17 protein-coding genes are annotated in these 21801 nt (G+C 69.9%); 8 read left to right on the top strand and 9 right to left on the bottom strand.

Going from position 1 to position 21801, the window contains the following annotated elements; translation table 11 throughout:
* The 3 genes from ACIRON_RS08785 to ACIRON_RS08775 form a co-directional block, all read right to left on the bottom strand.
* A complete protein-coding gene (locus ACIRON_RS08785; RefSeq protein ID WP_402991673.1) occupies positions 1 to 3417 on the bottom strand; it encodes a glycosyl hydrolase in 3417 nt (1138 codons plus the stop codon).
* A gap of 14 nt (positions 3418 to 3431) precedes the next feature.
* Entirely contained in the window at positions 3432 to 6626 is a 3195-nt protein-coding gene (locus ACIRON_RS08780; RefSeq protein ID WP_402991670.1) for a family 78 glycoside hydrolase catalytic domain, read from the bottom strand.
* 111 nt (positions 6627 to 6737) lie between these two features.
* Positions 6738 to 7667 (bottom strand): EamA family transporter, encoded by a 930-nt coding sequence (locus ACIRON_RS08775; protein ID WP_402991668.1) that lies wholly within the window; start codon positions 7665 to 7667, stop codon positions 6738 to 6740.
* Positions 7668 to 7740: 73 nt separating this feature from the next.
* On the opposite strand from ACIRON_RS08775, the gene ACIRON_RS08770 reads away from it, so the two are divergent.
* A complete protein-coding gene (locus ACIRON_RS08770; RefSeq protein WP_402991666.1) occupies positions 7741 to 8709 on the top strand; it encodes a LysR family transcriptional regulator in 969 nt (322 codons plus the stop codon).
* On the opposite strand, the gene ACIRON_RS08765 is transcribed toward ACIRON_RS08770, so the two are convergent.
* The 4 genes from ACIRON_RS08765 to ACIRON_RS08750 all read right to left on the bottom strand — a co-directional run bounded on the left by ACIRON_RS08765 (position 8682) and on the right by ACIRON_RS08750 (position 12436).
* Entirely contained in the window at positions 8682 to 9641 is a 960-nt protein-coding gene (locus tag ACIRON_RS08765; protein ID WP_402991663.1) for a co-chaperone YbbN, read from the bottom strand. The genes ACIRON_RS08770 and ACIRON_RS08765 overlap by 28 nt on opposite strands.
* A gap of 23 nt (positions 9642 to 9664) precedes the next feature.
* Positions 9665 to 10171 carry a PH domain-containing protein gene (locus tag ACIRON_RS08760; protein WP_091047876.1) on the bottom strand — a complete coding sequence of 169 codons (507 nt, stop codon included), beginning with the start codon at positions 10169 to 10171 and terminating at the stop codon, positions 9665 to 9667.
* A gap of 99 nt (positions 10172 to 10270) precedes the next feature.
* Entirely contained in the window at positions 10271 to 11236 is a 966-nt protein-coding gene (gene meaB / locus ACIRON_RS08755; RefSeq protein ID WP_402991660.1) for a methylmalonyl Co-A mutase-associated GTPase MeaB, read from the bottom strand.
* Between the two features lie 12 nt (positions 11237 to 11248).
* Positions 11249 to 12436 (bottom strand): acetyl-CoA C-acetyltransferase, encoded by a 1188-nt coding sequence (locus ACIRON_RS08750; RefSeq protein WP_402991658.1) that lies wholly within the window; start codon positions 12434 to 12436, stop codon positions 11249 to 11251.
* A gap of 145 nt (positions 12437 to 12581) precedes the next feature.
* On the opposite strand from ACIRON_RS08750, the gene mce reads away from it, so the two are divergent.
* The 4 genes from mce (at position 12582) to ACIRON_RS08730 (ending at position 17199) form a co-directional block, all read left to right on the top strand.
* On the top strand, positions 12582 to 13031 hold the full coding sequence (gene mce, locus ACIRON_RS08745) for a methylmalonyl-CoA epimerase (protein ID WP_402991655.1): 450 nt from the start codon (positions 12582 to 12584) through the stop codon (positions 13029 to 13031).
* A gap of 145 nt (positions 13032 to 13176) precedes the next feature.
* Entirely contained in the window at positions 13177 to 14517 is a 1341-nt protein-coding gene (ccrA, locus tag ACIRON_RS08740) for a crotonyl-CoA carboxylase/reductase (RefSeq protein WP_402991652.1), read from the top strand.
* A 319-nt stretch (positions 14518 to 14836) separates the two neighbouring features.
* Entirely contained in the window at positions 14837 to 16006 is a 1170-nt protein-coding gene (locus tag ACIRON_RS08735) for a hypothetical protein (RefSeq protein WP_402991651.1), read from the top strand.
* On the top strand, positions 16003 to 17199 hold the full coding sequence (locus tag ACIRON_RS08730) for an AI-2E family transporter (RefSeq protein WP_402991648.1): 1197 nt from the start codon (positions 16003 to 16005) through the stop codon (positions 17197 to 17199). The genes ACIRON_RS08735 and ACIRON_RS08730 overlap by 4 nt, the downstream gene beginning before the upstream one ends.
* Positions 17200 to 17255: 56 nt before the next feature.
* Here ACIRON_RS08730 and ACIRON_RS08725 read toward each other — a convergent pair whose 3' ends face one another.
* Positions 17256 to 18218: an EamA family transporter gene (locus ACIRON_RS08725; RefSeq protein ID WP_402991645.1), complete on the bottom strand. Its 963-nt coding sequence runs from the start codon at positions 18216 to 18218 to the stop codon at positions 17256 to 17258.
* A gap of 38 nt (positions 18219 to 18256) precedes the next feature.
* Between ACIRON_RS08725 and ACIRON_RS08720 the strand changes: the two genes are divergently transcribed.
* The gene (locus ACIRON_RS08720) at positions 18257 to 18808 is read left to right on the top strand and encodes a CGNR zinc finger domain-containing protein (RefSeq protein WP_402991644.1); all 552 of its coding nucleotides are present in this window, start codon (positions 18257 to 18259) and stop codon (positions 18806 to 18808) included.
* Here ACIRON_RS08720 and ACIRON_RS08715 read toward each other — a convergent pair.
* Entirely contained in the window at positions 18790 to 20076 is a 1287-nt protein-coding gene (locus ACIRON_RS08715; RefSeq protein WP_402991642.1) for an SLC13 family permease, read from the bottom strand. The two genes, ACIRON_RS08720 and ACIRON_RS08715, sit on opposite strands and share 19 nt — an antisense overlap.
* 102 nt (positions 20077 to 20178) lie before the next feature.
* Here ACIRON_RS08715 and ACIRON_RS08710 point away from each other — a divergent pair, with 102 nt between their 5' ends.
* Together ACIRON_RS08710 and ACIRON_RS08705 are read left to right on the top strand one after the other, a co-directional pair.
* Complete coding sequence (locus ACIRON_RS08710) at positions 20179 to 21126, top strand: sensor histidine kinase (RefSeq protein ID WP_091047852.1); 948 nt, start codon at positions 20179 to 20181, stop codon at positions 21124 to 21126.
* A complete protein-coding gene (locus ACIRON_RS08705; RefSeq protein WP_091047850.1) occupies positions 21123 to 21785 on the top strand; it encodes a response regulator transcription factor in 663 nt (220 codons plus the stop codon). Before ACIRON_RS08710 ends, ACIRON_RS08705 begins: the two co-directional genes overlap by 4 nt.
* Positions 21786 to 21801 lie beyond the last annotated feature (16 nt).

Raw genomic sequence — 21801 nt, 5'->3', positions numbered from 1 at the left:
TCACCTCGACGCGGTCAGCTCCGCGACGACCTCCGCCCGCGGCCGGAGGCTGACCGGCCCGAGCAGGCCGGAGGTCGGTGGGACCTGGTTGGCCTTGCCGCGCTGGTTCAGCAGCGTGTTGGTGACCCGGACCTCGATCGTGTTGGTGCCGGCACGCAGCGCCTCGGTGGCGTCGATGACATAGGGCCGCCACATCGCGCGCGGGAGCACGACCCCGTTGACGGTGACCTGTGCGATGTCGCGCACCTCGCCGAGGTCGAGCGTCATCCTCCGGCCGGCCAGGTCGGCGGCGGTGACGTCGACGGAGGTGCGGTAGGTGGCGCTCCCGGAGAAGCGGGGGTCGATGGTGGTCCACGATCCCAGCGGCCGGGTCTGCTCCTGCTCGCCCTCCCGCTCCAGCTTCACCGTCCACGGGCCGTCCAGCGCGATCGGTGCCAGCGGGTCGGTCACCGTGGCCTCGCCACGGTAGGTCCGCGGCCCGTCGTTGCCGATGAGAGCCGTCGTCCCTGGCTCGTCGACCAGTACGGTCGCCTCGAGCGCCTTGCCCTGCCTGGTCACCGACGTCGCCACCTGGTCACCGACCAGGTGCGCGCCTGCCCGCGTGCCCTTCTGGAAGACGATCGCGAGCGTCTCGTAGGGGTCCAGCCGCAGCGGCACGGTGGTCTCGTCGCGCCCGCCCTCGTCGTAGGTCGCGGCCACCTCGGTGCTGCCGTCGCGCGGGTCCCAGATCTCCGGCACACCGTCGACCGGAAGGGTCGCCGAGGTGCTGATCGCCTGGTCGCTCTCGTTGTTGACCAGGAACGCGACGTCCCCGTCCCGGCTGGTACGCAGCACCCGCACCGCCGGGGCGGCAGGGCTGAGCGCGGCGGCCGAGACACCGGCACCGGCCGCCAGCCCACCGAGCGCGTCGACGTCGGACACGACCGCGACGTGGCCGTCACCGACCCGCTTCCAGCCGCCGGCAGCCGCGCCGAACAGCGACCGCAGCTCCTTCACCAGCGCCGCGTCCCGACCACTGGCCTCGAGCTCCGGCAGCGCCCCGACGGCGGCGACGCGGCCGCCGTCGCGTACGAACTTCTTCAGGGTCTTCGCCGTCTCCAGGTCGAGCACCGGCGTCGTCGGCAGCACCAGCATCCGGTAGCGCGCCTTGCCGACCTTCAGCTCGCCGTCGTCGGACCGCGCCTGGAAGCGGGTGCCGGGGTCGCCCGAGAGCGAGCCGTCGCTGAGCAGGTCGAAGTCGACCTGGCCGCGCTCGAGCGCGAACGCGGCCGAGCTGAGCGAGTCGTCGAGCCCGTGCTCGGCATCGGTGGTGCGGGTCTGCTCCGCGGCCCGCTGCGGCTGCACCAGGGCGGTCTCGGCGAGCGAGGAGCCCCGGCCGAGCTCCATGACCCGGCCGATCCAGGCGTCGACGTCGCCCATCGCGTCCCAGTACGTGCTGGCGGGCCCGAACGGGGGTGCGAAGTAGACCTGCTTCTCGTCGGTCCACATCGCGTGCAGCGCGGTGAAGTTGGCTCCCCGGGTGGCCAGGGCACCGATCGTGGCGTGCATGTACTCCGGAGCGACTCCCCACCCGGAGTTGCCGAACACCTCCACCAGGGCGCGGTCGGCGCCGCTCTGGTGAGCCGCCGAGGCGGCGTTGCGCATCAGAGTGGTCTGCTTGCCCGCCGTGTAGTCGGTGGTGATCATGTCGGTGCCGGGGACCTGGGCGTACTGGTTGTTCTTGGTCAGGTCGCCGGTGCTGTGCATCCGCTGCTGCGGGCCCTCCTCGTCGAGCAGCGGGTTGGTGATCAGCTGCAGCCCGTGCTTGCCCATCCAGGTCGCCTGACGCTGGTAGTAGTTGGTTGCGAACGAGTCGTTGACCGCGCGCCAGTACGTCCCGGAGTACTGCTCACCGGTGCGGCCGAGCTGGTCGGAGGCGGCGGTGAACGCGACCCCCGGGGACCCGCCCGCGTCCTCGATCAGGTCCGCGAGACCGTCGGACCAGGCGAGCCGCTTGAACGGCCACGGCTCGGCCGAGGAGATGAAGGGCTCGTCGTCCCAGAAGCCCGGCACCACCGAGCCCATCGCCCAGCCGAAACGTCGCAGGTACTCACCCTGGACCACCTCGAGCAGCCGGTCGGTCGCGTCGGGGTCGAGCAGGTTGAGATAGCCGCGGTGGTAGCCGCTGGTGTCGTCGACCAAGGTCGTGTGCGCGAAGGTGTCCACCTGCCAGCGCCCCGCCGGCACCGTCCAGGAGCCGTCCTCGAGGTTCGGGGTGAGCTCGACCAGGTCGCCGCCGTCGGTCGATCCCGTCGGACGAGCCGCTGCCGCGACCGTGTCCTCCAGCCTCACCAGGGGGCCGCCGAAGTCGCCGATCGCCTCGCTGTCGTCGAACGTCTGGGACCACAGCGCGGCCCCGGCCGGGTCCGTGACGGTGAGGTCGTTCCACTGCACGCGCTGCAGGCCCTCGACCGCGTCCTCGATCCCGACCCCGCCGAACTCCGCGCTGACCGCCGGCGCACCCGTGGCGTACGTCGCGTCGACCGCCTCGGGCTGGACGGTCTTGTTGATCACCGGCTGGATCCGGTCACCGGAGACGGTGACGCTGATCGTCTGCTCCCGCCGCGGCGAGAACCCCGGCGTGTTCACGCCGGTGGTCAGCCGGGTCCGCGAGCCGCCGTCGAGACGCCAGACGCTCGCCTTGCCCTTCACGTCGACATCGACGAGGTAGCCGCGGCTGCCGTCCTCGGAGGCGCGTACGACGAGCTGCGCGCCGGAGGCGGTCAGCGTGACCTTCCCGGTCGCGGTGTAGTCGCCCCAGGTAGCACCCGAGCTGATCGGGTGCGCGCCCTCGCGGATGGCCGCGTCCACGACGAGCCGGCCGGCCTCGACGCTGAGACCGCTGGACTCGGCCGGGTCGATCCTCGCCGGGCCCTCGACGACCCGGGTCGAGCGCTGCAGCGCCTTGAGACGCAGCTCGGGGCTCGGCTCGTACGTCTTGTCCCCGACGGTGCCGCCGTTGGCGATGATGCCGCCCGCCTTGCCGCTGGGGAAGTTGCTGTCGTTGAACAGCCAGATCCGCATCCCGGTGCGCTGTGCCTCTCGCAGGACGTGCTCGACGATGTCGAACCAGGCCTCGGTGAAGAACGCCGGCTGCATCTTGTCGCCGCCGTAGGGGAAGAGGACCGCCTCGTAGACGCCCTTGTCACGCATCTCCGCCATCTGCGCGTCGACGACGTCCGGGGTCACGTTGCCCGTCCAGTACCAGTAGAACGCCGGACGGCTGTCCTTCGGAGGGTCGGCGAAGGCCGCCGGGTCGAAGCCTTGGGCCTCGTGCGACGCCTGGGTGGCCACCGCGGGATCGGCGGGTACGGTGCCGAGCGCGAGCGACGTCGCCAGGGCCACGGTGCCGGCGAGAATGCCGGTGAGTCTGATCATGGTCCTTGACTTCCTTACTCGGAGACGAACGTGTAGGTGCCGGTCCCGACCTCGAACTCGGCGAACCCGGAGACGGTCGAGGTGACCTTGCGGGCCCCTCGGGGCGCGATGACCCGCTGGCCCTCGGTGACAGGCACCCGGACGGTCGCGTTGGTGTTCGGCGGGATCGTGGCGGTGAGCCTGACCGTGCCGTCGGCCCGGACCCAGGAGCTGGAGATCGTGCCCCGGACCGAGTCGTAGGAGGACGAGGCGGAGGCGACGTCACCGACGAGCGCGGGCTCGATCACGACCTTCTTCCAGGCGATCGAGTCGTCGGCCTGGGTGATGCCGGCGACCCCGCCGGTGAACCAGGCGTCGATCGCTCCGAGCATGTAGTGGTTCTGCGAGGCGCCGGAGCTGGTCCAGCTCTCCGGCAGCGAGGTCGCGCCGGCGGCGAGGAACTTGCCGTAGCTGACCCCGTCGTTGCGCTGCACCCAGTCGTGGAGCACGTCGTCGAGCCGCTCCCGGGAGAGCAGGTCGACAGCGGCGTACAGGCCGACCTCACCGACGACGATGTGGTCGTCGGCGTCGCGGATCTGCTGCACGAACCTGTCCAGCACGCCCTCGCGCAGGTCGGCCGGCACCAGGTTCCCCTGGAGCGCCAGGGCCTGGCTGGCCTGGTCGCCGTTGCCGTAGAGGCCGGTCTCCGGGTGGTAGAAGGTCGCCTGGAAAGCGGTCGCCACCTCCCCGGCCTTCTTCTCGTACGCTGCCGCATCACCGTCGCGCCCGAGGGCGGCCGCGATCTGGCTCATGTGGGTGAGGATGCGGTGGTAGGCCCAGGTCTGGGTCAGCGGCGCCGGTGTGGCAGGCGAGGCCGGGGTGATCCAGTCACCGAGGCCACCGGAGACGATGCCACCGTTCGCGATCGAGGCCAGGTAGTCGGCGTACTCGACCATCTGCGGCCAGTGGGCGCGCATGGCGCTGTCGTCGCCGTACCACTGGTAGATCTGCCAGGACGACACCGCGAGGGTCGCGCCCCAGTTGGCGTCGTGCCGGAAGGCCCCGGCGAAGAGGGCGTCCTCCGGTGCCGTGGTCGGGATCAGCCCGTTGTCCCGCTGGGCGTCGACGACGTCCTGCAGCATCTTGCGGTAGTGCGCCTGGACGTCGTAGCCGTAGGCGAGGGTGTCGAAGACCAGGTTGGTCTGGTCGAGCCAGCCGAGCTTCTCGCGGTGCGGGCAGTCGGTGAAGACGGAGTACATGTTCGACTGCACCGAGCGGTCGATGATCTTGTGGATCCCGGTCATCTGGGGATCCGAGGTGGTGAACGACCCGACCGCCCGGTCGGTGGCGCGCAGCACCAGCCCCTTCACGGTCTCGGCGGTCGGCGGGGTGGTCAGGCCTTCGACCTGGAGGTAGCGGAAGCCGTGGTAGACGAACCGTGGGGTGAACGTCTCCTCGCCGGTGCCGGCCAGGGTGAACCGGTCCCGGATGTCGCCGCCGACGCTGCCCTGGTCGACGGTGCCGTCGGCCTTGAGCTTCTCGGCCGGTCGCATCGTGATCGTGGTCCCGGCCGGGCCGCTGGTCGTCAGCTGCTGCCAACCGGCGAAGTTGGTGCCGAGGTCGAAGACGTACGTCCCCGGCTTCGGCTCCTTGACGGCGACGGTCTCCAGGGTGTCGACCTCGCGGATCGGCGGGCTCTGCTGAGCCACCAGCTCGGGGTCGCCCGCCGGGGCGCCGATGTCGACCGCGTCGAGCCAGCCGGCGCGGCTCGCGCCGGGCTCGTTCCAGGCGCCGAGGTCGCGCCGGGCGTCGTGGTCCTCGCCGCCGTACCAGTTGGAGAAGGTCACCTCGCCGAGGGTCGACTTGAACGAGGACCCGGTCGCGACCGTCTGGCGCCGGCCGTCGCGGTAGGTGATCTCGAGCTGTCCCATCGCCCGCGGGGCGCCGTGCCCGGCGGCGGCCTTCATGTAGCGCTTGGGGATCTCGGGGGTGTTGAAGACGTTGTAGATCCCGTTGCCGAGCTCGATCCCCCAGGTGTTGCTGCCCTTGCGGAGCAGTCCGGTGACGTCGTAGGTGGCATAGGGAACCCGCACGCTGTGCTCGGTGTTGCCGGGCTGCAGCAGGTCCTTCGAGACCGGTCGCCCGTTGAGCGAGGCGTCGTAGACGCCCTCACCGGTGACGTAGAGGCGCGCGGAGGCGACGCCGGCACGGGCGGTGAAGTCCTCGGCCAGCACCGGCAGCGCCTCGGGAGCCGTGTGCAGGTTGGAGATCGCGGTGACCTTGGTCCGCGGCCCGACCTTGGTGAACGTCGCGCCGTCGGTGGAGACCGAGGCCTGGAAGTCGCGGGGGAAGTTCGGCGTGGTGCCGTACTCGCTCGGCGCGTCCCACAGCGAGTAGAGGCGGATCGTGTCGATCGTCGTCGGCTCGCCGAGATCGATCGTGATCTCGATCGGCTGGTCCTGGACGTCCGTCTCGGGGTGGTAGTCGCTGCGGTAGCCGCGCGGGTCGTCCGCGGTGGTGAGCTTGCCGTCGGTCAGGTAGGACGGATCCCACACGCCCGGCTCGGAGTTCTCCTCGGAGACCGTCACGGTGGCGCCCTCGGCCAGGTTGGCCCCGTCGGCGCCGAGGGTGGCCTCGATCTCGCCGAGCTCGAGGCGCGGCTTCCAGTCCGGGTCGTCGAGCGGCTCACCGGGGCGGCCGAGGTCGATCACGGTCAGGCGTACGTAGCGGGTCTCCTGCGCGCCGATGCTGACGTCCTGGTGGAGCGGCTCCGCCCAACGTCGGTCGGTGATCCACTCCCCCTGCCAGTCGGACTCGTCGAGCAGGCCCATCTCGAAGGAGGCGGGCCGGCTCCACTCGCTGGCGCGGCCGGCGGCGTCCCACACGCGGACCTGCCACAGCGCCTCGTCGCGGGAGCCGAGGCGGTCTCCCGCGTAGGAGGTCGCCATCGAGGCCGAGCGGACCCGGCCGCTGTCCCACAGGTCGGGACGGCCGAGGCGGCCGCGGGTCGAGGCGACGCGGACCTGGTAGGCCGTCTGACGGGCGACCCCGGCGCCGTTGCGCCACTGCAGATCCGGGGTCAGGTCGTCGATGCCGATCGGATCGCTCACCCCTCCGACGCTGAGCCGCACCGGGGCGGCCACCTCGTCGGACGGGCCGCTCGCCACCGCCGCGGACGGCATCAGACCGACCGCTGACGCCACGAGCGCAAGGCTGACCAGGGCTCTCATCGCACCTCCTGAAACGATTCAATTCCTACGGAGGTCGAGTATGTCTCACGTCACATCTATGACGGAAGTCACATCAGCAGACTGGCCACATCCGGCCACATCCGGGGCTCGTCAGCGACGCTCGCTCTCGGCGAGCTCCGGGAGCGGCTCGACGACCCCGGACGACCGGGGCAGGCGTACGACTCCCTGGGCGACCAGCGCCCCGATCACCAGGAGCGCGCCACCGGCGAGCTCGCCGGCGCTCGGCACCTCCCCGAGCAGCAGCCACGCCGAGCCGATCGCGACCGGCGGCACCAGCAGGATCCACGGCACCACCGACGACGCCGGGTGCCGGGCGAGCAGCGAGTTGAAGATCCCGTAGCCGACGAACGAGGCCAGCACCACCGTGTAGACCGTGGAGACGAGCGCCTCCCAGCCGAAGGCGGCCACCCCTTCGCGGATCCCCTCCGGTCCGTCCAGAACCAGCGAGAGCGCCAGCAGCGGGAGCGGAACGACCAGGGCCGACCAGACCGTCAGGGAGAGCCCGCCTGGCACCTTGGCCGCCCGGGAGATCACGTTGCCGATCGCCCACGACAGCGCGGCGAGCAGGCACAGCACCAGCGCGACGACGGGTACGTGACCGCCTCGCCCGAGCGCCACCACGACCAGACCCAGGGCGCCGGCGACGACCCCGACCACCTGCATGAGGGTCGGCCGCTCGCGCAGCACACCGGCCGCGATGACGATGGTGAGCACGACCTGCGCCTGCAGCACCAGGCCGGCCAGCCCGGGCGGCATCCCGGCGGCCATGCTCGTGTAGAGCAGCCCGAACTGGCCCAGGCTCATGAAGATCCCGACCGCCGCCACCACCCGCCACGACGCCTTCGGGCGCGGCAGCAGGAAGACCGCCGGGAACGCGACCAGGACGAAGCGCACGGCGAGCAGCAGCAGCGGCGGCACCGCATGCCCATCGCGCGTCTCGAGGCCCCAGTCGATGACGACGAAGTTGAAGCCCCACAGGACGGCGACGAGGACGGCGAGCAGCGAGTCACGGCGGTTCACACCATCAACGATGACCCCCAAGACGATGAAGCACCAGCGAATGATTCTTCATTCGATGACGTAATATTCCTTCATGATCGACCTCGCTTCGCTCGTCGCCCTGCGCACCATCGACACCCACGGCTCGGTGGTCGCGGCCGCCGACGCCCTGGGCTTCACGCCCAGCGCCGTGTCGCAGCAGGTCAAGCGGCTCGAGCGGCAGGTCGGCGTACCTCTGCTGGAGCGGATCGGCCGCGGCGTCATGCTCACCCACGCCGGCCGGCATCTCGTCGATGAGGGGTCGCGGCTGCTCGCCGACATGGAGTCGCTGGAGTCCGGGCTGCACGAGCAGGCGACCACCGTGGCCGGGCGGCTGCGGCTGACCGCCTTCTCGACCGCGATGCGCGGACTGGTCGCGCCGGTCGCGGGCGAGCTCCGCATCGCCCATCCCGAGCTCGCCCTCACCCTCTCCGAACGCGAGCCGTGGGACACCGTCGACCTGGTCGCGACCGGTCACAGCGAGATCGGCGTCGTGCACTCCTGGGGCGACGTGCCGCTGTCCATCCCCGACCATCTCGTCACCACCGAGCTCCACCGCGACATCGCCGACGTGATCGCCCATCGCGACCATCCGCTGGCCCAGCTCGCCAAGGTGACCCCGCACGACCTCGTCGCCGAGGACTGGATCGCGACTCCGGAGGGCACGATCTGCCGGCAGTGGCTGAACCGGATGTACGCCGGCACCGGCGGGCTGCCCCGGATCGCGCACGTCTCGATGGAGTTCGACAGCCATCTGGCGCTGGTGCGAGCTGGGCTCGGGATCGCGCTCGTCCCCCGCATGGGGCGAGCGGCGCTGGGTGAGGACCTGGTCGCCGTACGCGTCGTCGACCCGGTCCCCACGCGCGAGATCCTCGCGCTGCACCGGCGCACGATGACCGCCTCACCGGCGGTCACCGCGGTGCTGACCGCGCTAGCGGCTCAGCACGGTGCCGAGAACATGGCCGGTCAGAACAGGGTCGGTCAGAACAGGGCCGATCAGAACAGGGCCGAGGCCAGCGACTGACGGCCCTTGAGCACCCGCTCGTCGTCGTTGCCGACCGCGGCGAAGAGGCCCAGCAGGTGCTCGCGCGCCTTGTTGCGATCAGCGTCCGACGTACGTCGCACCAGCTCGACCAGCCGGAGGAAGGAGTCCTCCACGTGGCCGCCGAGCAGATCCAGGTCGGCGACGAGCGTCTGCGCGTCGACGTCGTCGGGCGCGGCCGCGGCGGCGGCACGAGCGGCGTTGAGATCGACCCCCTGCGTACGCTGCAGCACCTTGGCCATCGCCAGCCCGGCGGCGGCCTCGGAGTCGGCGGGGTTGGAGGCGATCAGCTTCTCGTACTCGGCCACGGCGGCGTCGATGTCGCCGCGCTCCAGCGCGTCCTGGGCCGGGGCGTAGCGCGGATCCATCGCCGGCTCGTCCCCTTCCTCGGTCGCCACGGCACCGCCGAGGGCGTTGGGCTTGTGCCGCCCGCCGATGCCCTGGGTGGTGAGCTGCTGGCCGAGCTGCTGGAAGACCGTACGCAACTCCTCGAGGTTGAGCGCGCCCGGGATCGGCTGGGTGACCGGCCGGCCGTCGAGCAGGATGTAGAGGAGCGGCACCTGGGGCACCTGCAGCGCCTGCGCGATCTGCGGGTTCTTGTCGATGTCGACCAGGCCGAGCAGGAAGCGGCCGTCGTACTCCTCCACGACCGCCGACACGTCGCCCGCATAGGTGACGCTCTCGGGAGCGCGGGAGGCCGAGTAGAAGACCAGGACGACCGGAGCGGTCATCGACGCCTCGAGCACCGACTGGAAGATCTGCTCGTCGACCTCGACGGTGTACGAGCCGGCACTTCGCCCCTGAGCGGAAGCCGCATCGGCCGGACCGCCGAAGGGGGCGTCCTGTGCGGGCGTGGTGCTGGCGAGCCCGGAGAGGTCGACGGCTCCGGGACGGGAGAACGGCTGCTGCGTCATGGGGGCAATCCTATGAGGACGGTCTAACCGACGCTGCCACGGAGGCCCGCACGCTGGACGACACGCTGGATGGTCAGGTCTCGCTCGTTCGGCCGACCGACGAAGTAGATGTTGTTGAGGCCCTGCTCCTGGGCGGCCGACTCGAAGACGAAGTGGCCGTAGTTGAAGATCTGGCCGGTGAACGACTGCTTCACCGTGATGTCGAGGACTCGCGCCAGCGGCATGGTCGCCAGCTCGCTCGAGAGCACGCCGTGGACGCGGAAGATGCGCATGTTGGTGACCACGAACCGGTCCCGGCTGATCACGAGCGCCTGCCAGAATGCGTACCCGACGAGCCCGAAGGCGAGCAGCACCAGGATCCAGGCGACGTTCATGTCGATCGTCGCCGCCACGATCATCAGCGCCAGCCCGAGGATCGCGAAGGCAACCGGCTTGATGTAGGAGACCCAGTGATGGGTGACCTCGTCCACGACGACCTCACCTTCGTCTCGCAGAAGGTGCTTGGAGATGTCGACACCGAAGAGGTTCACGTAACCAACGATAGTGATCTCACTGTGCGGAAGTCGACAAACAAGCCGTACGCCGGGACAACCTCCCCCGAGAAGTAGGTTCCTGACGCCGAAAATCGACTATTCGGCCTCAGCGACCGAATCCTCGGCCAGAAGGACGTCGGCGGCGGCGTAGGGGTCGCGCACACCTTTGACCACGTCCGCCGCCAGGGCGTCCAGGTCGCCGGCCGAACCCACCGACGACCATCTCGCGCGCAGGGTCTCGACGGCGATGGCCTCGACCTCGGCCCGGGCCCGGCGCGTACGCCGCAGCTCCAGCGTCCCGCTGGAGCGCAGCCACTCGCGGTGCTCGTCGAGCGCGCCGACGACCTCGGCCAGGCCCTTGCCGGCCTGGGCGACGGCAGTGAGGACGGGCGGGGTCCAGGCCCCCTGGGTGCGGTCGGTCAGGCGCAGCATCCCGCGCAGGTCGCGCTGGACCTTGGTCGCGCCGTCGCGATCGGCCTTGTTGACGACGTAGAGATCGCCGATCTCCAGGATCCCGGCCTTCGCGGCCTGGATGCCGTCACCCATCCCGGGCGCGAGCAGCACCACGGTGGTGTCGGCGAGCCCGGCGATCTCGACCTCCGACTGGCCGACGCCGACGGTCTCGACCAGCACGACGTCGAACCCGGCCGCGTCGAGCACCCGGATCGCCTGCGGGGCCGACCAGGCCAGGCCGCCGAGGTGGCCCCGGGAGGCCATCGAGCGGATGAAGACACCCGGGTCGGTGGCGTGGTCGGTCATCCTGATCCGGTCACCGAGCAGCGCGCCACCGGAGAACGGCGAGGACGGGTCGACGGCCAGCACCGCCACGGTGCGCCCCTCGGAGCGCAGCTCGCGGACCAGCGCGGAGGTGGTGGTCGACTTCCCCACCCCGGGTGCGCCGGTGAGCCCCACGATGTGGGCGTGCCCGCTGTGAGGCGCGAGCGCTGCCATCACCTCACGGAGCCGCTCTCCCCCACCGACCGGGGCGTTCTCGACGTACGACACCAGCCGCGCGACCGCCCGGGGCTCACCGCCCCGGGCGCGCGCGACCAGGTCGCTCACATCAGCGATGGCTCACGCCTTGGGGACACGCACGATCAGGGCGTCGCCCTGACCGCCACCGCCACACAGCGCGGCGGCACCGGTGCCACCGCCACGACGCTTGAGCTCGTGGGCGAGGTGGAGCACGACACGCGTACCGGACATGCCGACGGGGTGGCCGAGGGCGATCGCGCCACCGTTGACGTTGACGATCTCGGGGTCGAGGCCGAGCTTCTTGGTGGACTCGATGCCGACGGCGGCGAACGCCTCGTTGAACTCGACGAGGTCGAGGTCGGCGGCGGTGATGCCCTCCTTCTCGAGGGCCTTGGCGGTGGCGTTGGCCGGCTGCAGCTGCAGCGAGGAGTCGGGGCCGGCGACCATACCGTGGGCGCCGATCTCGGCCAGCCACTCCAGGCCCAGGGACTCGGCCTTCTCCTTCGACATGACCACGACGGCGGCAGCACCGTCGGAGATCTGCGAGGCGGACCCCGCGGTGATGGTGCCCTCCTTGGCGAACGCCGGGCGGAGCTTGCCGAGCGACTCGGCGGTGGTGTCGCCGCGTACGCCCTCATCGGCGCTGACCACGACCGGGTCACCCTTGCGCTGCGGGATCGACACCGGGACGATCTCGTCGTCGAAGACGCCGTTCTTCTGGGCCGCGGCGGCGCGCTGGTGCGAGGTGGCGGCGAAGGCGTCCTGCTCCTCGCGGGTGAGCTTCACGCCCTCGGCGTTGACCTGCTCGGTGAGCCCGCCCATCGCCTGCTTGGTGAGCTGGTCGTAGAGCGCGTCGTAGGCCATCGAGTCCACCAGCGTGGTGTCCCCGTACTTGAAGCCCTCACGCGACTTCGGCAGCAGGTGCGGCGCGTTGGTCATCGACTCCATGCCACCCGCGACGACGACCTCGGCCTCGCCGGCCCGGATCAGCTGGTCGGCCATGGCGATGGTGTTGAGGCCGGAGAGACAGACCTTGTTGATGGTGAGCGAAGGCACGCTCATCGGCAGCCCGCCGGCGACGCCGGCCGCGCGCGCCGGGTTCTGGCCGGCACCGGCCTGGATGACCTGGCCCATGATCAGGTAGTCGACCTGCTCCGGCGAGACACCCGCCTTCTCCAGGGCGCCCTTGATGGCGACGCCGCCCAGATCGGCCGCGGACAGGCTCTTGAGCCCGCCGAGCAGGCGGCCGATCGGCGTACGTGCCCCGGCGACGATGACGTTGGACATGGGTCCTCCAAAAAAGTTTGCTGGTGCTGATCCGCCCATGAGGTTACTTATTAGTAACCTCCGTGGGAAGAGTGTTGACTGCAGCTTGGTGTGGCTGTCATCACACATTGTGCCCGTTGGACCCGAGCTCAAGGAGAGTAGGCCCATGACATCAGTCGAGATCCCTCCGCACCTGTTCACCCAGATCGACCACGTCGGTCTCGCCGTCGCCGACCTGGACGCGGCGATCGACTTCTACGAGACGACCTTCGGCATGAAGCTCGCCCACCGCGAGACCAACGAGGAGCAGGGCGTCGAGGAGGCGATGATCGCGATCGGCGACTCCGACAACAAGCTCCAGCTGCTCGCCCCGCTCAACGAGAACAGCACCATCGCCAAGTTCCTCGACCGCAACGGCCCCGGCATGCAGCAGCTCGCCTACCGGGTCACCGACGTGGAGCAGGTCTCGGCGATCCTCAAGGAGCGCGGCGTACGTCTTCTCTACGACGCACCGCGTCGCGGCACGGCCGACTCGCGGATCAACTTCATCCACCCCAAGGACGCTGGCGGCGTCCTGGTCGAGCTCGTCGAGCCGGCCGCCAACCCGGCTCACTGAGCCTCGCTGACCCCCAGCGCCCACCAGGGCACGTGAACGATCCAAGAGTCGTGTGTCACATCTGACTGGTCATTGCGGTTACTCACCAGTAATGTCCAGCGAACTAGAGTCAACCGCGACCCCTACGACGACGCAGGAGCCGACCATGCAACACATCCTCGACGCGATCCTTGCCGGCGATACGCCCGGCGAGGAGTTTGCGAACCTCGAGATTCCCGACCACTACCGTGCCGCCACCGTCCACAAGGACGAGGTCGACATGTTCGAGGGCGTCGCGACCAAGGAGAAGGACCCGCGCAAGTCCCTCCACGTCGAGGACGTCGCCCTGCCCGAGCTCGGTCCGGGCGAGGCGTTCGTCGCGGTGATGGCGTCCGCGATCAACTACAACACCGTGTGGACCTCGATCTTCGAGCCGGTCTCCACCTTCGGGTTCCTGGAGCGCTACGGCAAGGAGTCCGAGCTCGGCGCCCGCCACAACCTCGACTACCACATCGTCGGCTCCGACCTGTCCGGCGTCGTGCTGGCCGTGGGCGCGGGCGTGACCAAGTGGAAGCCGGGCGACCGCGTCGTCGCCCACTGCCTGAGCGTCGAGCTCGAGGCCCCCGACGGCCACAACGACACGATGATGGACCCCTCCCAGCGCATCTGGGGCTTCGAGACCAACTTCGGCGGCCTCGCCGACGTCGCGATGGTCAAGGCCAACCAGCTGATGCCCAAGCCCGAGCACCTCACCTGGGAGGAGGCCGCCTCCCCCGGTCTGGTCAACTGCACCGCCTATCGCCAGCTCGTCTCCGCCAACGGCGGCAACATGAAGCAGGGCGACAACGTCCTGATCTGGGGCGCCTCCGGCGGCCTGGGCGGCTTCGCGACGCAGTACGCCCTCAACGGCGGCGCCAACCCGGTCTGCGTGGTCTCCAACGAGGAGAAGGCCAAGATCGTGCGCAACATGGGCGCCGAGATGGTGATCAACCGCTCCGAGATGGACTTCAAGTTCTGGAACGAGGACGGCACCCAGCAGAACCCGAAGGAGTGGAAGCGGCTGGGCAAGGCCATCCGCGACCTCACCGGCGGCGAGGACATCGACATCGTCTTCGAGCACCCGGGCCGCGAGACCTTCGGCGCCTCGGTGTACGTGACCCGCAAGGGCGGCACCATCACCACCTGCGCCTCGACCTCGGGCTACATGCACGAGTACGACAACCGCTACCTGTGGATGAACCTCAAGAGGATCATCTCCAGCCACTTCGCGAACTACCGCGAGTCGTGGGAGGCCAACCGCCTCATCGCGCAGGGCAAGATCCACCCGACCCTCTCGCGGACCTACACCCTCGAGGACGTCGGTCAGGCCTCGCTCGACGTGCACCACAACAAGCACCAGGGCAAGGTCGGCGTCCTCTGCCTCTCGCCCGAGGAGGGCCTCGGCGTCCTCGACGAGGAGAAGCGCGCGGCCCACATCGACAAGATCAACCTGTTCCGCGGAATCTGAGACGTCGGGCCCGGGTAAATAGCCCATTTGAGACTGGATTCACGGCCGGTCTCCCCTTGCGCGAGGGGTGACCGGCCGTAGTCTTGCCCTTTGGGAGCAGAGGGCAAGACACAAACCCCCCTAAAGTGTGAGGAATCCGCCACAAATGACGAATGAGGGACTGTCCATCTTCAACGAGGCTTCCGAGCCTCGGAAGAAGCCTGACCAGGACGCGACGGAGACACAGGTTCTCCCGCGGGTTCCTGGCGCTTCCGGATCGCCCAGCTCCGGCCACAACTCGGCTCCACCGGCTCCAGGCTCACTCCCAGCCTTCCCGGTCGTGCGACGTGGCGGATACGACCCCGGCACGGTGAACGCACGGGTGCAGCAGCTGCTCCAGGCCAACGGCCAGGGTCAGTCGGCGCTGCGCAACGCTCAGCGACGCATCGCCGAGCTCGAGCGCAAGGTCACCGACCTCAAGGCTGCTGCCACTCAGGGCAACGAAGCCCCGTCGTACGCCTCCCTGGGTGGTCGCGCGAGCGCGATGCTCCGGCTGGCCGAGGAGGAGGCCGCTGCGGTCAAGGAGTCTGCTGAGAAGGAGGCCGCGGTCATCCGCGAGGCCGCCCAGCGTGAGGCTGCCGCGACCAAGGCGTCCGCCCAGCGTGACATCGAGGCGCTGCGTACGACGCACTACAAGGAGATCGACGATCACCGCGAGAAGGTGACCGCGGAGGTCCAGCAGGCCCGCAAGATGGTGCAGGCCGAGAGCGACGAGCTGCTCGCCGCCGCCAAGCGCGAGGCCGACCAGGTCCGGCTCGCCGTGCAGCAGGACGTCACCCAGCTGCGCACCTCGACCCAGCGCGAGGTCGAGAAGGCCCGCGCCGGCGCCGACCGTGAGGTCCAGGAGGCGCGGCGGATGCTCGCCGTCGAGCGCGAGCGTCTCGCCCGCGAGGCCGCCGACCACCACGACCAGTCGATGGCCGAGACCGCTCGCATCGTGACCGAGGGCGAGACCCGCGCCGCCGACGCCGAGGAGCGGGCCCGGATCGCCGCCCAGCACGTCGCCGACCAGCGCGCCGAGCTGGCCAAGGAGTCCGAGGGGATCGTCGCTCGCGCCCGCCGCGACGCCGAGGCGATCCTGTCCAAGGCTCGCGCCGAGGCCGACCACCTCGCCTCCACCGCGACGGTCGAGGCCGAGAAGGGCCACGCGATCATCAAGGCCGAGGTCGACCGTCTCACCAAGCGTCGCGACGCGATCGCTGCTCAGCTCTCCTCGCTCACCGACCTGGTCTCCGGGTTCGGCAAGACCGAGGACCCGGCCGAGCTGGAGGCGCCGAAGCCGATCACCGAGGACGAGGACATCGTCGACGGCGAGCTCGTGGACCAGGTCGACGAGAGCGTCACCCTGGTCGGCTCCGACGACGACCTCGACGAGGACTACGACGACTACGACGAGCCTTCGGAGAAGACCGCGATCCGCGAGCCCGAGACTGCGACCGAGAGCCGGTGAGCACCGCCGCTGCCGACCGTCCTGCCGACGGTCCGGAGACGACGTCTGCCCAGACCGACTCCAGCGACGACACGACGGTCGACAGCGAGGCGGCGATCGACCTCGAGGAGCCGGAGGAGGAGAGCGAGCGGGACAAGCGGTTCGGTAAGCCCGGACCGCCGTTCGACCGGAAGTCGCCCTACCTGTTCGGGCTGCTCCTCGGCCTCGGCCTGCTGACGGCCTACGCGGCGGGCAACCTCCTCACCACGATGGGGAGCGTGATCCTCCAGGTGGTGGTCTCGCTCTTCATCGCCGCCGGGATCAACCCGATGGTGGTGTTCCTGCAGCGGCGTGGCTTCTCGCGTCCGTGGGCGGTCCTGAGCGTCATCCTCGGCGTGCTGGGCGCTCTCGCGCTCTTCTTCGTGGCGCTGGTTCCGGTGATCAGCGACCAGGTCGCCAAGATCTCGGCCAACGTCCCGGACTGGATCGACGAGCTTCAGCGCAACCAGCGCATCCAGCAGTTCAACGAGGACTACCAGATCCTCGACAAGGTGCAGGACTACGTCGCCAGCGGTGACTTCGTCAGCAGTGCCTTCGGTGGGGCGCTCGGCGTGGGCCTGGCGGTGATCAACGTGCTCGTCACGGGCTTCATCGTCGTCGTCCTGACGCTCTACTTCATCGCCGCCTACGACCAGACGAAGAACGCCATCTACCGCCTCGCTCCGGCCTCGCGCCGCGAGCGGGTCGGCAAGCTCGGCGACCGGGTCTTCGACGGCATCGGGGGCTACGTCTCCGGGGCCTTCATCGTCGCGCTGTGCGCCGGTCTGTCCACCCTGGTGCTGCTCTTCGTCATCGGGATGGGCGAATACGCTGTCGCCCTGGCCTTCGTCGTCATGATCACCGACGTGATCCCGATGATCGGGGCCACCATCGGCGCGATCATCGTCTGCGCGATCACCTTCGCGACGACCGACCTGAAGACGGGCCTGATCGCGGTGATCTTCTACATCGCCTACCAGCAGTTCGAGAACTACGTCGTCTATCCGCGGGTCATGTCCCGCTCGGTCGACATCCCCGGCGTCGTCACGGTGATCGCGGCCCTCATCGGTGCCTCGCTCCTCGGCGTCGTCGGCGCCCTGCTGGCGATCCCGACAGCGGCCGCCGTCCTGATGCTGGTCCGCGAGGTCTACGTCAGGGCACAGGACGAGCGCTAGTCCCGACACACCTGTGAAGCGCCGCACGCAGCCGATGCGTGCGGCGCTTCGCGTTCTCAGGAGACGGCCGTCGCCTGCTCTCCCTGCCGGACCGCGATGATGCCGGCCAGCACGACCAGCCCGCCGATGAGCTGCACGAGGCCGGGGGCCTCGCCGAGCAGCAGCCAGGCGACGACGACGGCCGAGACGACCTCGAGGAGACCCACGAAGGAGGAGAGCCGCGAACCGAGGGTGCGGGTGGCGGCGATGCCGGTGGCATACGCGACCGAACAGGTCAGCACGCCGAGACCGATCAGCGGCCCCCACCACGGCATCTCCAGTCCCGCCAGGACCACCGGCGCGGTATGCATCTCGAACGGGATGGCCCCGATCAGGCAGAGCAGCGCGAGCAGGACCGTGGCGCCGGTCAGGCCGAGCCAGGCCAGCGCGAGTGGTGGCAGCGTGGTGCTGGAGTGGGCGTTGAGCACGTAGTAGCCGGCCAGTCCGACGGCGGCCGCGGAGCCCCACAGGACGCCGAGCGGGTGCACGTTCGCGCCGCTGACCAGGTCGAGGACGAGCACGAGCCCGGCGATCGCAACCAGCGCGCCCACCATCGTCAGCCGCGAGGGCCGCTCGCCGTGCCGCAGCCACATCCAGCCGACGACGAGCACGACCCCCATGTACTCCAGCAGCAGCGCCGGCCCGACTGCCATCCACTGCACCGCCGAGAAGAACGCGAACTGCGGCACCACGATCGCCAGCAGTGCGTACGCCACCACGACCCGCCAGCTCGTGGCGACACCCCTCCACCGGCCGGCGAGCGCGCGCAGTGCGAAGGGCGCCAGCACGACGGCGCCGATGCCTACCCGGAAGACGAGCACGCCGCCCGTCGACCAGCCGGTGTCGAAGAGCCCACGCCCCAGCGGCCCCGAGAGGCTGAACGTGACCGCCGAGACGACCGCCATCAGCAGTCCGGCAGCCACCAGCGGCGTCTTCTGCGTGCTCTGCGGCACCGCCTCGTCATTGGTCAACGTCGTCATGACACATGACAATCCCACCGACGCGGTAATGTGTCAACATGGTTTTCACCCATGACACCGACGTAGGCCTCCAGGCAGCCGCGGCGCTGGCGAACACCCTTGCCCTCTCCCCCGGCTCGGTCGACGAGCTGGCCACCGTGGCGGCCCTCGACGAGTTCTTCGTGACGTACGACTACACGGGTCGGCACGACCGCGACCGCGCCGAGCTCGACGAGGTCCGTGACCTCCGCGTCCGGCTGCGCGATCTGCTCACCGCCGAGCGCGACGAGGCCGTGCGACTGACCAACGAGATGCTCGCCGAGCACCGCGCGACACCTCAGCTGGTCCGCCACACGACCTACGACTGGCACATCCACGCGACCGAGCCCGACGCTCCGCTGGCCACGCGGATCGCGGTCGAGACCGCGATGGCCATGGTCGACGTGATCCGAGCGGGCGAGCTGTCCCGGCTCTCGATCTGCGCCGACGACGGTTGTGCCGGCGTGGTCGTCGATCTCTCCCGCAACCGCTCCAAGCGCTACTGCTCGGCCACCTGCACCAATCGCAACGCCGTCGCCGCTTACAGAGAGCGTCAGGCCAGCACGAAGTAGCGCAGCGCGACGTAGACCCAGGCGACGGCGAGGGTCACGATCGTCACCACGATGCCGTACCTGGTGAACTTCCAGAAGCTGATCGGGTGGCCGGCCTTGGCGGCGAGGCCGAGCACCACCACGTTGGCGCCGGCGGCGACGGCGGTCGTGTTGCCACCGAGATCGGCGCCGAAGACGAGGGCCCACCACAGCGGGCTGTCGGCGCCCGAGGACGGCGTCGCTGCGACCATCTCCTCCACGATCGGCACCATCGCCGCGGTGTAGGGGATGTTGTCGACGAAACCGCCCACGACGGCCGAGCCGATCATCAGCCCGGTCACTCCGGCCAGCTCGTTGTCGCCCATCAGCTCAGCGGCGTACGTCCCGAGGGAGCCGATCACACCGACCTCGACCAGGCCGCCGACCAGCACGAACAGCGCCATGAAGAAGGCCAGGGTCGACCACTCGACCTCCTCGAGGAACGCCTCGGTCCGCGTCTGGGAGACGACCACCATCGCGCCGGCGCCGAGCATCGCAACCATCGACGGGTCCAGGTGGAGCTCGGTGTGCAGACCGAAGGCGAGCATCACCAGGGCCAGGACGGCCAGGCAGCGGTAGAGCAGCCCGCGGTCCGGGATCGCCGAGGCGGGCGGCTCGATCAGGCCGTCCAGGTCGACCCGGCCACGGAACTCGCGCCGGAAGAGCACCCGGACCAGCCCGATCAGCACCACGATCAGGATCAGGCACAGCGGCAGGGAGTGGATCAGGAAGTCGTCGAAGGTCAGGTTGGCCCGGCTGGCCACGATGATGTTGGGCGGGTCGGCGATCAGGGTCGAGGTGCCGCCGACGTTGGCGGCCAGGATGAGTGAGATCAGGTAGGGCATCGGGCGCAGGCCCAGCCGTTCGCAGACCGACAGGGTCACCGGCGTGACGAGCAGCACGGTGGTCACGTTGTCGAGGATCGGCGAGAGCACCGCGGTGACCAGGATCAGCAGCGTCGCCAGCCGCGCCGGACGGCCGCCGGAGTGCTTGACCGCCCACAGCGCGAGGAACTCGAACAGGCCCGTCTGTTTGAGGACACCGACGATCACCATCATCCCGAAGAGCAGGAAGATGACGTCCCAGTCGACCCCGGTCTCATGACTGAAGAAGGCCGACTCGGCGTTGATGATACCGAGCGCGACCATCGCGGCGACGCCTCCCAGGGCGGCGGCGACGCGGTGGACGCGCTCGGTGGCGATGAGGCCGTAGGTGACGATGAAAACGGCCACCGCTGCGTACACGATCATGCGTTGAGCTCCATACCAACGACTCTCCGCGACCACGCTCCGGATCCGAATGGGTGCTGCCACCCATAAGTCCAGGCCAGGGAGCATGTCAGGGTTGTCGGTATGAGCCATCTACCCCTCTACTGGCGGGTGTGCCTGACGAACGGGACGGTCTTCTGCGTCGGCACCCTGGTCCTGGCGCTGTCCCCGGCCCGGGTCTCGGAGCGCGTCCTGGCCTCGGAGGCGGTGATCCTGGCGGTCGGGCTGGCCGTGATGGCGACCCTCAACGCGCTCCTGCTGCTGCGCAGCCTGGCGCCGATCGACCGCGTGATCCGCACCATGGACTCGGTCGACCACCTCTCCCCCGACCAGCGCCTGACGACCGAGGGCAAGGGCGCGGGCGCCCGTCTGGTGGCCAGCTACAACGCGATGCTCGACCGGCTGGAGACCGAGCGGAGCACCAGCAACGCCAAGGCGCTCGCCGCGCAGGAGGCGGAGCGCCATCGGATCGCCCAAGAGCTGCACGACGAGGTGGGTCAGTCGCTCACCGTCGTACTCCTGGGGCTCAAGGGGCTGGAGCGCCAGGTGCCCGAGGCGGTGCGCCCCGAGCTCGCCGCCGTCCGCGAGTCCGCGCGCACCGGTATCGACGACGTACGCCGCGTGGCCCGGCAGCTGCGGCCGGGCGTGCTCGAGGACCTCGGCCTGCACGCCGCCCTGGCCTCGCTGGCCACCGACGTCGGCGCCCTGGGGCGTACGACCGTACGCCGCACCATCGGCCGCGGGCTTCCCGAGCTGCCCCAGGACCGCGAGCTGGTGATCTACCGGGTCGCCCAGGAGGCGCTCACCAACGTCGTACGCCACGCCCACGCCGCGACCGCCGAGCTCTCCTTGTGCAAGGTCGGCGACAAGGTCGTCCTCACGGTCTCCGACGACGGCCGCGGCAGCGCCGCCCTGGTGGCCGGTGCCGGGATCAGCGGCATGCGGGAGCGGGCCCTGCTCGTCGGTGCCGACCTGAGCGTGACCAGCACGCCCGGCCGCGGCACCACCGTCCGCCTGGAGGTGCCGCTGTGACTCCCACGCCTGCGAAGATCAGGATCCTGCTGGCCGACGACCACACCCTGGTCCGCCGCGGAGTCCGCCTCATCCTCGATGCCGAGCCGGACCTCGAGGTGGTCGCCGAGGCCGCCGACGGGGCCGAGGCCGTCGCCGCGCTGCGCGACGTCGAGGTCGACCTGGTGATCCTCGACGTCGCCATGCCCCGCATGACCGGGCTGCAGGCCGCGCGCACGATCGCCCGGATGCGTACGCCTCCGAAGATGCTGATGCTCTCGATGCACGACAACGAGCAGTACTTCTTCGAGGCGCTCAAGGTCGGCGCCAGCGGCTACGTCCTCAAGTCGGTCGCCGACGAGGACCTGGTCAAGGCGTGCCGCACCGCGATGAGCGGCCAGGCCTTCGTCTACCCCGGCGCGATGAGCGCGCTGGTCCGCGACTACCTCGACCGTCTCAACCGCGGCGAGAGCCTGCCGCGCACGGTGCTGACCGAGCGCGAGGACGAGGTGCTCAAGCTCATCGCCGAGGGCCACTCGACCCGCGAGATCGCCCGCGAGCTGACGATCTCCTACAAGACCGTCGAGCGGCACCGCGAGAACATCCTCGCCAAGCTGGGACTCCGCGATCGCACCCAGGTGACCAGGTACGCCATCAGAGCAGGTCTCATCGAGCCCTGAGATGCCTTACCGTCCA

This window comes from Nocardioides sp. NPDC101246, from assembly GCF_044767415.1.
Classification (GTDB): Bacteria; Actinomycetota; Actinomycetes; order Propionibacteriales; family Nocardioidaceae; genus Nocardioides.
The sequence above is the reverse complement of the archived record's forward strand: the minus strand, read 5'-3'. Positions and strand labels throughout refer to the sequence as shown.